Annotated in this window: 12 protein-coding genes and 1 pseudogene; 11 read left to right on the top strand and 2 right to left on the bottom strand. The window is 70.8% G+C overall.

The genetic code is table 11. The annotated features are described in order from the left end of the window. The first annotated feature begins 472 nt into the window (after nucleotides 1-472). From WMF12_RS07715 to WMF12_RS07685, 7 genes and pseudogenes are all read left to right on the top strand, one after another. The gene (locus WMF12_RS07715) at nucleotides 473-1,195 is read left to right on the top strand and encodes a TRP-like protein (protein ID WP_437744965.1); all 723 of its coding nucleotides are present in this window, start codon (nucleotides 473-475) and stop codon (nucleotides 1,193-1,195) included. After that, complete coding sequence (locus WMF12_RS07710) at nucleotides 1,195-2,070, top strand: DUF4388 domain-containing protein (RefSeq protein ID WP_437744964.1); 876 nt, start codon at nucleotides 1,195-1,197, stop codon at nucleotides 2,068-2,070. Before WMF12_RS07715 ends, WMF12_RS07710 begins: the two co-directional genes overlap by 1 nt. Further along, complete coding sequence (locus tag WMF12_RS07705; protein WP_437550767.1) at nucleotides 2,067-2,870, top strand: ParA family protein; 804 nt, start codon at nucleotides 2,067-2,069, stop codon at nucleotides 2,868-2,870. The genes WMF12_RS07710 and WMF12_RS07705 overlap by 4 nt, the downstream gene beginning before the upstream one ends. Next, nucleotides 2,842-3,420 (top strand): hypothetical protein, encoded by a 579-nt coding sequence (locus WMF12_RS07700; RefSeq protein ID WP_437869764.1) that lies wholly within the window; start codon nucleotides 2,842-2,844, stop codon nucleotides 3,418-3,420. Before WMF12_RS07705 ends, WMF12_RS07700 begins: the two co-directional genes overlap by 29 nt. A gap of 52 nt (nucleotides 3,421-3,472) precedes the next feature. Further along, complete coding sequence (locus WMF12_RS07695) at nucleotides 3,473-3,847, top strand: hypothetical protein (RefSeq protein ID WP_437869763.1); 375 nt, start codon at nucleotides 3,473-3,475, stop codon at nucleotides 3,845-3,847. Between the two features lie 405 nt (nucleotides 3,848-4,252). Beyond that, nucleotides 4,253-4,591: pseudogene (locus tag WMF12_RS07690) on the top strand (hypothetical protein); the annotation flags it as partial. Between the two features lie 133 nt (nucleotides 4,592-4,724). After that, complete coding sequence (locus tag WMF12_RS07685; protein WP_437873984.1) at nucleotides 4,725-5,300, top strand: hypothetical protein; 576 nt, start codon at nucleotides 4,725-4,727, stop codon at nucleotides 5,298-5,300. A 426-nt stretch (nucleotides 5,301-5,726) separates the two neighbouring features. Here WMF12_RS07685 and WMF12_RS07680 read toward each other — a convergent pair whose 3' ends face one another. Beyond that, nucleotides 5,727-6,383, bottom strand: a complete 657-nt coding sequence (locus WMF12_RS07680; RefSeq protein WP_437869762.1) for a TlpA disulfide reductase family protein — start codon at nucleotides 6,381-6,383, stop codon at nucleotides 5,727-5,729. Between the two features lie 369 nt (nucleotides 6,384-6,752). Between WMF12_RS07680 and WMF12_RS07675 the strand changes: the two genes are divergently transcribed. The 4 genes from WMF12_RS07675 (at nucleotide 6,753) to WMF12_RS07660 (ending at nucleotide 10,744) form a co-directional block, all read left to right on the top strand. After that, on the top strand, nucleotides 6,753-8,006 hold the full coding sequence (locus WMF12_RS07675; protein ID WP_437869761.1) for a GAF domain-containing sensor histidine kinase: 1,254 nt from the start codon (nucleotides 6,753-6,755) through the stop codon (nucleotides 8,004-8,006). Between the two features lie 93 nt (nucleotides 8,007-8,099). Further along, nucleotides 8,100-8,516: a Smr/MutS family protein gene (locus WMF12_RS07670; RefSeq protein WP_437869760.1), complete on the top strand. Its 417-nt coding sequence runs from the start codon at nucleotides 8,100-8,102 to the stop codon at nucleotides 8,514-8,516. Nucleotides 8,517-8,571: 55 nt separating this feature from the next. Further along, a complete protein-coding gene (locus tag WMF12_RS07665; RefSeq protein ID WP_437869759.1) occupies nucleotides 8,572-9,990 on the top strand; it encodes a sigma 54-interacting transcriptional regulator in 1,419 nt (472 codons plus the stop codon). Between the two features lie 115 nt (nucleotides 9,991-10,105). Next, nucleotides 10,106-10,744 (top strand): hypothetical protein, encoded by a 639-nt coding sequence (locus WMF12_RS07660; RefSeq protein WP_437869758.1) that lies wholly within the window; start codon nucleotides 10,106-10,108, stop codon nucleotides 10,742-10,744. A 79-nt stretch (nucleotides 10,745-10,823) separates the two neighbouring features. Here WMF12_RS07660 and WMF12_RS07655 read toward each other — a convergent pair whose 3' ends face one another. Continuing rightward, nucleotides 10,824-12,167 carry an MATE family efflux transporter gene (locus WMF12_RS07655; protein WP_437744956.1) on the bottom strand — a complete coding sequence of 448 codons (1,344 nt, stop codon included), beginning with the start codon at nucleotides 12,165-12,167 and terminating at the stop codon, nucleotides 10,824-10,826. Nucleotides 12,168-12,739: the final 572 nt, after the last annotated feature.

The raw sequence follows: 12,739 nt of genomic DNA, 5'->3' as shown, positions 1-12,739 counted from the left end.
GTAAGTTGCACCCACAATCTTGGGATCACCATTCAAATTTGAAACGGCGGCCGGTGGGCGAACCGGCGCTGAGGTGCGATACGGCTTGCGACGTTCGCGATTGGCTGACGAGTGATCCTGCGGGACGCCCGAGAGCACGTGGCGACTCAATGGACCGAATGTGGAAGCGGGCCGCGGTCATTGCCTCGTCCCATGTCTCCCCCGCCTTCCCATGGGGCGCATGTCGCGGCTCCCAGTGTTCTGGTGGGGTGCTGGCTGGTCCCACACGCGCGTACCTGAACGATGGCGAGCCGGTCACGATGGCGCGCCGGTATCGACGGCGCCGACCGAGGACGGCCGCCGCGAAGGTGCAGCCAAACAGCTTGAATGCCGGCGGTCGAGGCATGTAACTTGCCAGTTGTCCGTGAAAGACCAACACGACTCAGCTCTGATGGTGGAACCCGAGAGCCGCGCGCTCCCGAAGAGCGGACCCATGCGGGCGGAGATCGTGCGGCTGGTCCGTGAGAAGCGCTACGAGGAGGCGCTGGCGGTGCTGTACCGGGCGCGCTCGGAGTCGCCCGGCGATCGCGAGCTGCAGGCGAGCATCGAGCGGATCAAAGAGTTCCTCGCCGGCGCCTACGCCAAGCGGCTCGGCGGCCTCGATCAGGTGGCGGGACCCATCCCGGTGTCGGCGGGTCGCTCGCCCGACGCGCTCCTGGTGGCGCGGTACATCGACGGCGCCTCGACGTTCGACGACATCATTCAAATGTGCCCGCTCGGGCGGCTCCGCACGCTGCAGGTGCTGGTCGGCCTCTACACGGGGAGGGAGGTGGCGTCGCCGTTCAGCGACCGGCCGTCGGTCTCCTTCAGGCCGCAGCTGGACACGCTGCCGTCCGAGGCCGGCGCCGATCCGGGGCCGCCGACCATGCCGGAGCGCGGTCTGGATCGGCGACCGCCGGGAGCTCCCCCCGCGAGCGCGCCAGCTCCCCCCGCGAGCGCGCCAGCTCCCCCCGCGAGCGCGCCGTTCACGCCACGGGTGTACGAGACCGAGGAGGATCGGCTCTACCGCGAGGCGTTCGCCCGCGGCACCGCCGCGTTCGTGCAGCGCCGCTACGACGCTGCGATCGAGGCGTTCGAGGCGTGCGCGCGCATGCGCCCGGGTGATACGGCGTCGTCGGTCATGCTGCGCCGAGTGCGGCGCGACACGGGAGGCTGATGGCCATCGTCGTGGTCGCCGTTCCCGATCTGCGCGAGCGCATGCGGTGCATCCGCGTCATCGCCGGGCAGGCGCCGGTGAGCGCCCTCGGCGCCGCGACCTGGGAGGAGCTCGATCAAGCCCTCGATGGCGTGCAGAGCGCGGAGCTCATCATCTATGCGCCGTCGCTCCCGGGTGGGCCGGAGGACGCCGTCGCGCAGCTCCTCCGCCGCACGGCGCGGCTGGTGCTCGCCGTCAACGATGGCGTGGAGGTCCCGGGAGCGGCGAGCACCACGCGGGTGACGTGGCCCATCGCCGAGGAGACGCTCATCCTCATGGCGCACGCCGCGGGCGCGCAGTCGGCGCCGATCGGGATGAACTTCGTGCCCGTCGACTTCTTGCAGATGATCTGCATGTCCGGCGAGTCGCACGTCCTCGTGGTCAGCAACGCGAGCGCCGACGTGGGTCTGATCGAGGTGCGGCGCGGCCAGGTGTGGACGGCGTTCGACGGTCTCGGCGTGGGTGAGGAGGCGTTCGCGCGGCTCATCCGCCCTGAGATGCGTGTGCGCGTCACCCCGGCCGTCGGCTCGACGAAGGAGCGCACCATTTTCAAGGATCTGGCGGAGCTGGTGCTCGACTCGCTGCGCCGGATCGACGAAGGCAGCGTGGAGGCGCCGCCGCCGATCTCGTCGAGGCGGATCGAGATCGCGCTCATCTCGCCGGAGCAGCGCGCGGCCCGCATCAAGCAGCTCAATTCCGACGCGCGGCGCCTCTTGATGGAACGCAGCTACAGCGAGGCGGCCTGCGTCCTCATCGACCTCTCGACGCTCGACCCCGCATCCAGCCTCGTGCGCGCTAACCTGGAACAGCTACGCAAGCTCGGATACCCCAAATGACCCGATCCATCGCATTCGCCAGCCTCAAGGGCGGAGTCGGAAAGACCACCGTGGCGCTCAACTGCGCCTTCGCCTTCGCGCGCCGAGGCGCGCGGACCCTGCTCGTCGACACGGATCTGCAGGGCGCCATCGGCATGTCGCTCGACGGCGTCAGCGACCGGCCCGGCCTGGCCGCGAACCTCGCGCGAGGCGGCCCCCCGCTCGAGGGTCTGGTGAAGACCCGGCTCCCGGAGCTCTGCCTCTTGCCCATGGGCCCCGTCGACGCGCTCGATGAGGATCGCTTCGCCATCAACGCGCGCGAGGCCAACATCGTGGGGCGCATCCTGGAGCACAGCCAGCGCGACTTCGACCTCGTCCTCTTCGACACGCCGGCCGGCCTCGGCGGGATGTCGCGCATCGCGCTGGAAGAGGTGGACAGCGTCATCGCCGTCGCGCAGTGCGAGCCGCTCGCGCTGCGGGCCATGCCCCGGCTGCTCGAGCTCCTGGCGCGGCTCCGCGACATCGGCTCCGCCTGCTCCCTGCTCGGCGTGGTCGGCACCATGAGCTCGTTCCGCGATCCGGTGCTGCTGGCCTCGCTGGAGGAGCTGTGGTCCCTCTACCGCGATCAGGTCTTCGACACCGCGGTCCCGCGCGACAGCACGTTCCTCCAGGCGAGCCGCGCGGGCGTGCCGCTCGGTCTGCTCAGCCGCCGCCCTCCGGCGGTCTCCGCGGTGTTCGACAAGCTGGTGGCCGAGATCGAGGAGCGCCTGGGCTCCAATGCAGGAGGCGAGGATGACGGTCCGATCCGTCTCGTGGACTGACGCGCAGCGGGTGACCTCGCTCCTCGCGCGGGTGACCGCGACGCGGTCGCGGGAGCCCGCGACGCTCGTGACCGCCATGGGGGCAGCGCGCGCCGGCGCGCCGGGGAAGGCCGCGCCCGTGCCGGCGAAGGCCGCGCCCAAGGAGGTGAAGGAGGTGAAGGAGGTGAAGGAGGTGCCGCGCCTCGTTCAGACCTCCGACAACCCGGCCGATCGGCTCGACGTGCTCGTCGCCTGGACGCTCGATCACCACCCGTGCGTGGGCGCCTTCGTGGCCGACGACAACGGCCTCACGCTGGCGGCGCACGGCATCTCCGAGGCGCACGTGTCCCTCGTGGGCCCGCTGCTCTCGGCGCTGGTCGGCGTCCGCTCCATCCCCGGCGTCGACGCCACGGCGGGCGCGCTCTGGCTGGGCGCGCAGATGATGTCCTGGGTCGAGGCGCGCACGGCGCGCGGCGGCTTCTGCCTCGGCACCGTGGGCAACGAGGCTCTCTCCACGCGGTCGTTCGAGCAGCTGAAGGAGGCGCTCGAGACGACCTTGCGCGGGCTGTAGTACATCCGGGTTTTCAATGCGGGCGCGCGCGCCCAGGAGCGACGGAAGCACGATGATCGATACCAAAGTCCTCGACGCCGCAGTCCATGATCTCCGCAACATCCTCCGCGACGGGCTGCTGGCCACCGACATCTGGGAACGTTCGGCGGGCCTGTCGCTCGCCGGCTTCAACCAGCAACCGGTGGCGGTGGCCCTCTTCACGCGCATCACCGAGGAGCTGGACAGCTCGCTGCGCGACTCGAACTTCCCTCCGCTAGGGCGGTATTACCTGCTCGACATGGCGGGCAACCACACCGTGGTGGTGGTCAACCACGGGAAGCTGCTCCAGGGCATGCTGGTGGACAACAAGCGGGCGAACCTGGGGATCCTCATCTCCGTGGCCATCCCGCGCATGATCGAGACCATTGCGCACGCGAGCGAGCACTGAGCAGCTCGGCACCCCTCACCCGCCTCGGCGCCGCTGCCCGGAAGAGCGACGCTAGTTCAACGACTTATTCAAAGGGACCTCCTTCACGCCACAGCGAGCTGCATCGCGCGCCGTGGACGTGGTGTGGATGAGCCTACGCGGCAAGCGTGATGCCGCGCTGCACCGCGCGCGCCTCTCGCCGCCAGAGACCCCCACGCGGTGGTGCGGCGGCGTTGTGGTGTCATGACCGCGTGACAGCCGGCCGTCATGGCCGCGTGACAGCGCCCCTCGGAGCCCCGCGATCCCGGCCTTGAGCGGAGTGGCCTCTCGGTTGCAACGCCCCGAGCGGCCGCGCTGTCGCGCTCGCTTCGGCAGGAGCGCCATGGAAGCGCATCCTCCGCCCTGCCCAGAACGAAGGAAGAACCCATGAAGCTCAATCGATGGATCGCAGCGTGCTTTGGCGTCGCCCCCTCGCTCGTGGGGTGCGCAACCCCCCAGCCGGAGATCGAGCAAACGGCCTTGAAGGAGCAAGTCCAGGCGTCCTCGGACCGCCTCGATTTCATCGCCGCGACCCCGCCGCCTCTCGTGAACGCCGCGCACGACGACCTCGCCTGGAAGCTCGATGACTACACGGGCTACCCGGCCCCGGGCGCGCTCACGCCGGGCATGATCGCCGCGGTCGTCAAGGGCAAGCACATCGTCGCGCTCGGGGCAGCCGGCTTCGCGAAGCTCCCGGAGCAGACCCCGATGACCGAAGACATGATCTTCAACATCGGCTCCAACACCAAGAGCATGACCGCCACGCTCGAGCTACAACTACGGATGGAGCTCCGGCCCGCGCTGGACCAGCGGCGGCATCCAGTATACCGGCCTGTGCCACTCAGGCTCGATCACGGGCATGCGGTCCAAGATCTGCGTCTACCCCGAGCTCGACATCGCCTATCTATCGTTCGCGAACGGCGGCCCGGACGCGGGGACGGCGAACGAGAACGTCGTCACCTGGATGGCGAGCCAGCCCGCCTACGCGCGGACCACGGGCGGGTGCAAGGACGACCCGGACCTCGTCGCGGGGGTGCAGCGCTTCTGGGACAACGAGATGTTCGGCTGCGCCGGCAGCGTGACCTACCCCGACCGCGCGGACCTTTGCAAGACCGGCTATCACGTGTGCAGCGCCGCGGAGTTCGTCGACAAGAACGGCTACGGCTCCACGAACGCCGAGGCGCCGAAGCACCACTACTGGACCGACGACAACCTCAAGTACACCGGCGTGGGCTCGGGGAGCTGCTCCGCGGCGCCGACCGGCATGAGCTGCGGCGCCAATACCCCCATGCGCGTGTGCTCCCCCGACGGCGTCGATCCCGAGGGGAATCAATGCAACTGGGTCAACTGCGGCCACGGCGACAGCACCCAGAACCGCTATTTCGGCGGCTGCGCGGGCAACACCACGGCCGGCACGCTCTGCTGCAAGAGCTGACCGACCGCGGGGCCTGTCGCCGCTCTTCCAGCCCGGCGGGCCTCCGTGCGGCGCGCGCGTCGTGCCACCACGAATAGGTCGAAGGGAAGGGCGACGCGCCGCTCGCTGCAGGCGACAGACATTCTTCGATCTCGTGAGGGCCGTCCTGGTCTACACTCGGACGCGCGAGCGGCCCCTGCACACCGTTCACACCGCCGAAGGCATCGTCTGCGTGAGCCGTCTCCGGGCCAGGTCGCCGACCGGTTGAATCGCGTCACGCCGGCCGCAAGCGGTCGCCCCACAAAGCGAAAGAAATGCCGCGTAACCATGCCCTCGCCAGGGATCGTCTCGACGTTCTGGGCGCGCTCTGCGCGATCTCGCTCCTCGGAGCGGCCTGCGGGAGCGCCGCCGGCAACCAGCGGCTGAGACGATGCTGGACGTGGTGTGTCAGGGCGCGGGCTCGTCGAGCAATGCGCGGACGCGCCCCTCGACCGCCGCGAACTCGGGGGTAGCGGGCTCCAGCTTGCCCCCGAGGTGCACGTGCCGCACGAGCCCCGCTCGATCGAGGAGGAAGCTGACGCTCGTGTATTGTCGCTTGGGATGGCCATCCATCCACCAGCGCTTCAGCGTGCGCCAGTCCGGGTCGATCGCGACCGGGAAGGTGTATTTGAAGTGCGCCAGGTAGCCTCTGACCGCCTCGGGATCGAGGGGCTCGGGATCCTTGTGGTGGTACATCCCGACGACGACGAGCCCTCGTTCACGATAACGCTCGTCCAGCGCCTTGAGCGCCGGGGCGGTGGCGCTGCAGAACGGGCAGCTCGGCGACATGAACCACCGGACCAGCACGACCTTGCCCCGAAGGGCCGCCGGCGTGAGCGGCGGCGAGTTGTACCAAGGCCCCACGTCCCACGCAGGCGGCGGCGCCCCGACGACGCCCGACACATCGTGGTCGAAGCCCGGGTCACCGCTCGACAGGAGAGCGGCGCTTTCCGGAGGCGGCGCAGGCGCAGCGGGCCCCGCGGGCGAGGCCGCGGGCGCAGGCTCCGGGGAGGCACAGGCGAGGGCGAGCGCGGCGAGGGGCAGCGAAAGCAAGCGAGTGAGCATGGCGACGTCCCCGGGCGAGACGATCGCAGGCCCGTACGTGCGAGTCAATCGTGGCCGGCCGGCGTCCCGCCTCCGCGCTTGCACGCCGTGTCCGTGAGAACCGCGGGGGCCACGGCGCCGGCGAGCTCACGGCGCGCGCGCATGGAACCGCGCGCGTCATTCTGTCCGAGATGCCGCGCGCGTCGGCCCGAGCTCGTCCGTGTCGCCGGTCGCTCGCCTGGACCCGCGCCGGAGCGGCAGCCAGCGCCGCGCACATCTACCGTTCGGGCGTCAGCGTCGTCATAACGACCCAGTCCACCCGTTACGGCCGGCTCGCGCTTCCGCCGCCGAGCGCACGGCGTCGAGCGAATCACGGAGCGAGAAAGCAGCATGTACGGAAAGGAAGCCACCTCGAAGGAAGGTAGGCTGATATCGACACTCGAGCGCTTGCTCGAGCTGCCGGCGGCCGACCTGAGGCAGTCGCTCAACCAGGCGAGTGAGCTCCTCATCGATGCTCTCGGCGCCGACAAGATCGACATCTTCCTCTTCGACCCCAGCAGGAAGACGCTGCACGCCCTGGGGACGAGCAACACGCCCATGGGGCGGCTCCAGCGGTCGCTCGGGCTCGACATCCACCCGGTCGCCAACGGCGGCTCGATCGCCCGCGTCTTCACGACCGGCGATCCCCACATCACCGGGCATGCGGAGCAGGAGCCCGGCGAGCTGCCCGGCCTGGTCCACGAGCTCGGCGTGCGGTCGCACATCGCGGTCCGGCTCGTCGTCGAGGGCGAGCGGCGCGGGGTCGTCTCTGCTCACTCCGCCGCGCCGGAGTTCTTCTCCGACGAGGATCTCCGCTTCCTCAGCGCGGTCACGCACTGGATCGGCGCCCTGACGCACCGGGCGGAGCTCGTCGAGCAGGTCACCTCCGCCGCGCTCGCGCAAGGCCGGCGCGAGGCCGCGGAGGAGCTCATCACCGTGCTGGCGCACGATCTGCGGAACTACCTGAGCCCGCTCATGGGCCGCCTTGGTATGCTCCAGCGGCGCGCGGAGCTCGACGGCCGGGCCGACGACGTGCGCGACGCCGACCGGGCGATCGGCTCGGTCGCCCGGCTCGGCCAGCTCATCTCGGATCTGCTGGACGTGGGGCGCATCGAGCAGGGCCTCTTCGAGATCGCGCCTGCGCCCATGGACCTGGTCTCGGTGGCGCGGGACATCGTCGCTGCGCTCGGGACACCCAGCGTCGAGATCCGCGTCGAGGGCCCGCCCGAGCTCGTCGTCGTGGCCGACAGGGATCGCCTTCGCCAGGCCCTGGAGAACCTCGTCAGCAACGCGATCAAGCACTCGCCCCCGGGCAAGGGGGTCCTCATCAAGCTCACCAGCGAGCTGATACAGGGGATGGAGTACGTCCACGTCGACGTCGTCGACCGCGGATCCGGCGTGCCGCCGGAGCTCCTTCCCCGCATCTTCGACCGCTTCGTCACGAACGGCCATGCATCGGGGATCGGCCTCGGGCTGTACCTGGCAAGCAGGATCGCCGCCGCCCACGGGGCCACGTTGGCCGTGAGCTCCCCTCCTGGAAACGGCGCGACGTTCCGACTGAGCTTGCCGATGAGCGGACCGCCCGCTCGTCGGGACGAGCCGTGATCCCGCTGCGGCACCGGCGCAAACGCCCCTCGCGCCGGCAAGCGCGGCGGTCCGCGCGGTGGCGGGCGCCGCCGGCTCGGCTACACCGCGCGGATGCTCCGCCGGCTCCGCGAATGGCTCGACCGCGCGCTCTCGCCCCGCGCGCCCGCGCCGCCCGACCTCGCCGAGATCGAGGCGCCCGGGGCCGGGCCACCCAAGGAAGCGCACGAGCCGCCCGGCGACGACGGCGTCGTGGTCATGCCGATCGAGGACGCGATCGACCTGCACACGTTCGCCCCGCGCGACGTCGCCTCCGTGGTCGAGGAGTACCTCCACGAGGCGCAGCTGCGCGGGTTCCGCGAGGTGCGCATCATCCACGGCCGCGGCAAGGGCGTGCAGCGCCGCGTCGTCCGGGCCGTCCTCTCCCGCCACCCGGCCGTGGACGGCTTCCGCGACGCCCCGGCCTCCCGCGGCGGGTGGGGGGCCACCGTCGTGTGGCTCAAGGCGGCGGGCGGCGACCTCTCGCCCTGAGCCGCCGGCAGGGCCACCTCTGGACGAGCACAGGCTCGCGCGTAAGATGGCGCGCATGCCGCGCCCCCCCGCCACGCCCGACGACCCCGGCCCGCCGAGCCTCGCGGCCTCCACGGAGCCCCGCATGGCGAAGGGCGAGGTGCTCGCGGTGCCCCGGATCGAGCTGTGCGTCGAGCGCGAGGGGGGCAAGCCCGCGAGCCGGGCCATGGTGCTCGACGGCGATTTCATCCGCATCGGCTCCCACCAGAGCAACGACCTGGTGCTCGCCGACCGCGCCGTGTCCCGCTTCCACTGCATCCTCGAGCGCGTGAAGTCCACGTTCCGGCTGACGGACGTCGGCTCGCTCAACGGGACGACCATCGCCGGCGTCCGCGTGCGCGACGCCGACGCCATCCTGCCGGAGTGCCGCATCGAGCTCGGCGAGTCGGTCGTGCGCATCCGCGACGCCGACGCCGTCGCCGAGACCGAGCTCGCGCGCGCGGTCAGCTTCGGGGCGCTCCAGGGCGTGTCGGTGCCCATGCGGCGCCTCTTCCCCGTCCTCGATCGCGTGGCGAAGAGCGCGCCCGACGTGCTGATCGAGGGCGAGAACGGCACGGGCAAGGAGGTCATCGCCACCGAGCTCGTCCAGCGCGGCGCCCGCGCCGACAAGCCGCTCGTCATCGTCGACTGCGGCGCCATCTCGCCGAGCCTCATCGAGAGCGAGCTGTTCGGCCACGTGCGCGGCTCCTTCACGGGCGCCACGCGCGACCGCGCCGGCGCCTTCGAGGAGGCCGACGGCGGCACCGTCTTCCTCGACGAGATCGGCGAGCTGCCGCTGGAGATGCAGCCGAAGCTCCTCCGCGCCCTCGCCTCGCGCGAGGTGCGCAGGCTCGGCGAGAGCCGGGTGCGCAAGGTCGATATCCGGGTGATCGCCGCCACGAACCGGCGCCTGGAGCGCGAGGTGAACAGCGGCAGGTTCCGCGAGGACCTCTATTACCGCCTCTCGGTGCTCACCGTGCGCGTCCCGCCGCTGCGGGAGCGCAAGGAGGACATCGGCCTCCTCGTCCACTGCTTCCTGAACGAGCTCGGCGCCATCGACAAGGTGCACCTCTTCCCCCCCGAGGTCATCGAGGACATGAAGCGTTACGACTGGCCCGGCAACGTGCGAGAGCTGAGGAACTACGTCGAGCGCCGCGTCGTGCTCGGCGAGGGCGCCTCCATGGGGGCGGCGGCGCCGCCCGAGCGCAGCTCCGCGCCGCCGGGCGCCGCGCCGCAGGGCGCCGCGCCCGAGGAGCCCGCCGCGAACATCGAGATGCCCTTCAAGGAGGCGAAGGACGCGATCATCGACCAGTTCGAGCGGCGCTACCTCGCCGCCCTGCTGGAGTGGTCGAACGGCAACGTGAGCCGCGCCGCGCGTAAAGCAGGGCTCGACCGGATGTACCTCCACCGCCTCCTCCAGCGCCACGGGCTGCGCCGCGCCGCCGCCCTCGACTGAGCCGGGCATGCCGGGCCACATCGGGGCCAGCCCGAGGCCACCACCCCTGCGATAGAAAAGGGCGCAGCGGTGCTGCACATGTCACAGTCGCGTCGCAATGGCGCGATCCGTCCGTGTGCGCAACCTCGCAAAATCTCTGAATATTTCAGAAACCGATCTGCTCCTCTGGCTCGCGGAGCATGCGCCAGCGACGGAGCTCCGCCACCCCGCGGACTTCCTCCCGGCGGAGCTCGCGGGCCAGGCGCAGCAGGCGCTCGGTCGCCCCCCGCCGTCGGCGCCGGCGGAGGAGCGGGTCGAGCGCCGCTGCGCCGAGTGCGCGAAGCTGCCGCCGAAGGCCGGGCTCCGCGTGGTCGAGGTCGGCGCCGACGCCGTCTGCGACCTGTGCGGCAGCTCGGCGAACAAGCGGGCAGCGCTCGCGATGATCGGCGCGTTCCACGCGCGCGGGCTGCGGAGGCTGCTCGTGGTCGGCGGCGGACCAGGCACGTCCGAGGACCTGCGGCAGCTGCTCGCGGGCGAGGTCGAGATCCGCATCGTGGACGGAGAGGGTCACCGCAATGCGGCGAAGGCCGACGCCGATCTCCGCTGGGCGGACGTGGTCGCGGTCTGGAGCTCGACGATCCTCTCGCACAAGGTGTCGAAGCTGTACACCGATCAGCGCGCCAGCTTCCGCGACAAGCTCGTCACCGTCCCGAGGCGCGGCGTGGCCGCGCTGTGCATGGCCGTCACCGAGAAGGTGAGCGCGCCCGCGGGATGACCGGCGCCCGGCCGCCTTCCGCCGGGCGGCGCTTCACCCTTGCTCGGGGCGGTTGTTCGGCGAGCGCAAGCGCGAGCGCTCACGCGGGGCGGCTGCTCAGCCGCACCCGGCGGAAGGTGCGCCGCGCGTGGGGCACCCAGCCCTGGAAGTGCCAGCGCGCGGCCATGACCAGCCCGCGGACCCACTCGTCGGCGGCGTAGGCGACCCAGACGCCGGCGAGCCCCCAGCCGAGGTGGACGCCGAGCAGCCAGGACAGCCCGACGGCCACGGCGAACATCGAGAAGACGCCGAACCCGACCGGGAAGCGGGCGTCGCCGGTGGCGCGGAGCCCGTTGATGACGACCAGGTTGAGCGTGCGGCCCGGCTCGACGAGGAGGGTCAGCCAGAGCAGCCGGGAGCCGGTGGCGATCACCTCGGGATCCCGCGAGAAGAGGCCGAGCAGGTGGGGGCCGAGCAGCGCGGTGGCGATCACCAGGCTCACGCACACGCAGAACCCGATCGCCAGGCCGCCGCGCACCAGGCGATCGGCGCCCTGCAGATCGCCGGCGCCGATGTGGTGCCCGACCACGATCTCGGTCCCGAAGCCGATCGCCATGCCGAACAGGAGCAGGAAATGCATGATCTGCATCGTGTACGTATGGGTGGTGAGCGCCGTCGGCCCCATGTTGGCGACCATCGCGAGGATGATCATGAAGCTGATGCGATAGACCACGTTCTCGCCCGCCCCCGGCAGGCCGATGTGCAGCATCTCGCGGAGGCGATCGGGGCGAATGCGCCAGAAATCCTCGAAGGTCGGGCGGATGCCGAGGCGCGAGATCCAGAGCTGCCGGTGCATCCAGAACGAGAGCGCGCGCCCGACCACCGCGGCCAGCGCGAGCCCCATCATGCCGAGCCCCGGAGCCCCGGCGACACCGAACATGAGCGGCAGGCTGAGCGCGAGCTGCACGATGTACATGATGACGATGAGGCGCAGCGTGTCGCGGGTGTGGGTGTGCGCGCGCAGCACCGAGCCCATCGAGAAATTCACCGCGTCGAACGCCAGCATCACGCCGACGGCGATCAGATAAGGCTCCGCGATCGGGAACAGGGAAGGCGGCAGGCGCATCAGCTCGAGCAGCGGCCTCGCGCCGATCGCGATGACGGCGAAGCTGAAGACGCCGAGCCAGAGATTGGCCGCGAGCGACGCCCGCGCGACCTGCTCCGCCCCGGCGCGGTCCCGCGCGCCGAGATACTGGGTGACCACCACGCTCGCGCCGACGCTGACGAAGCGAAAGGTGATCATGAAGGTCAACATGATCTGGTTGGACAGCCCGTACGCGGCGGCGGCCTCGTCCGAGAGGCGGCTGACCAGCCATACGCCGAACACGCCGACGAGCATGTGCAGCAGGTTCTCGCTGAAGATGGGCCAGGTGATCTCCAGCAAACGCGGGCGAGGGAGAGCGGGGGCAGGTAGGACCGATTGCAAAGCGCCGCATCCTACTCTGCCGAGGGGCATCTCGCCATGACGGAACACGGCCGCGCGGGCGCCGTCGCGCGGTCTCGGGAAGTCCCGCGATGTCCGGCGATGTCCTGCGCTGTTCGCAGCCGTTTCCCGCTGTTCCCCGCTGTTCCCGCTGTTCCCCGCTGTTCCGCGCGGTGTGGTCGCGCGTCGCGCGGCCGCGGGGCGCGGTGGTACGCGGGCCGCGGGGCGCGGTGGTACGCGGAACGAAGGTTGGTGCCGCTGTCGCCTATCTCCTCACGGTCCGCGCGATCGCACGGAAACCTAGCGAGGCAGAGCGAAACCGAGCAAGACCGAGCAAGACCGAGCAAGACCGAGCAAGACCGAGCAAAAGACACCCGACTGCCCCGCGCCGCCCCCGGTGGCGCAGATGGAGAGGAGGGCTTCCGTCAACGCACGCAAGAGCGTGTTCTCGCTCGCATCCTTGCATGGTTGTCCCTTCCCGTGTCCCCGCGTATCGATTACTCTGGGAAGGGGCGGAACAGGGCACACTCGTC

Source organism: Sorangium sp. So ce363 (assembly GCF_051520435.1).
Classification (GTDB): Bacteria; Myxococcota_A; Polyangia; order Polyangiales; family Polyangiaceae; genus Sorangium; species Sorangium cellulosum_B.
This window is presented reverse-complemented; position numbering and strand designations above follow the sequence as displayed.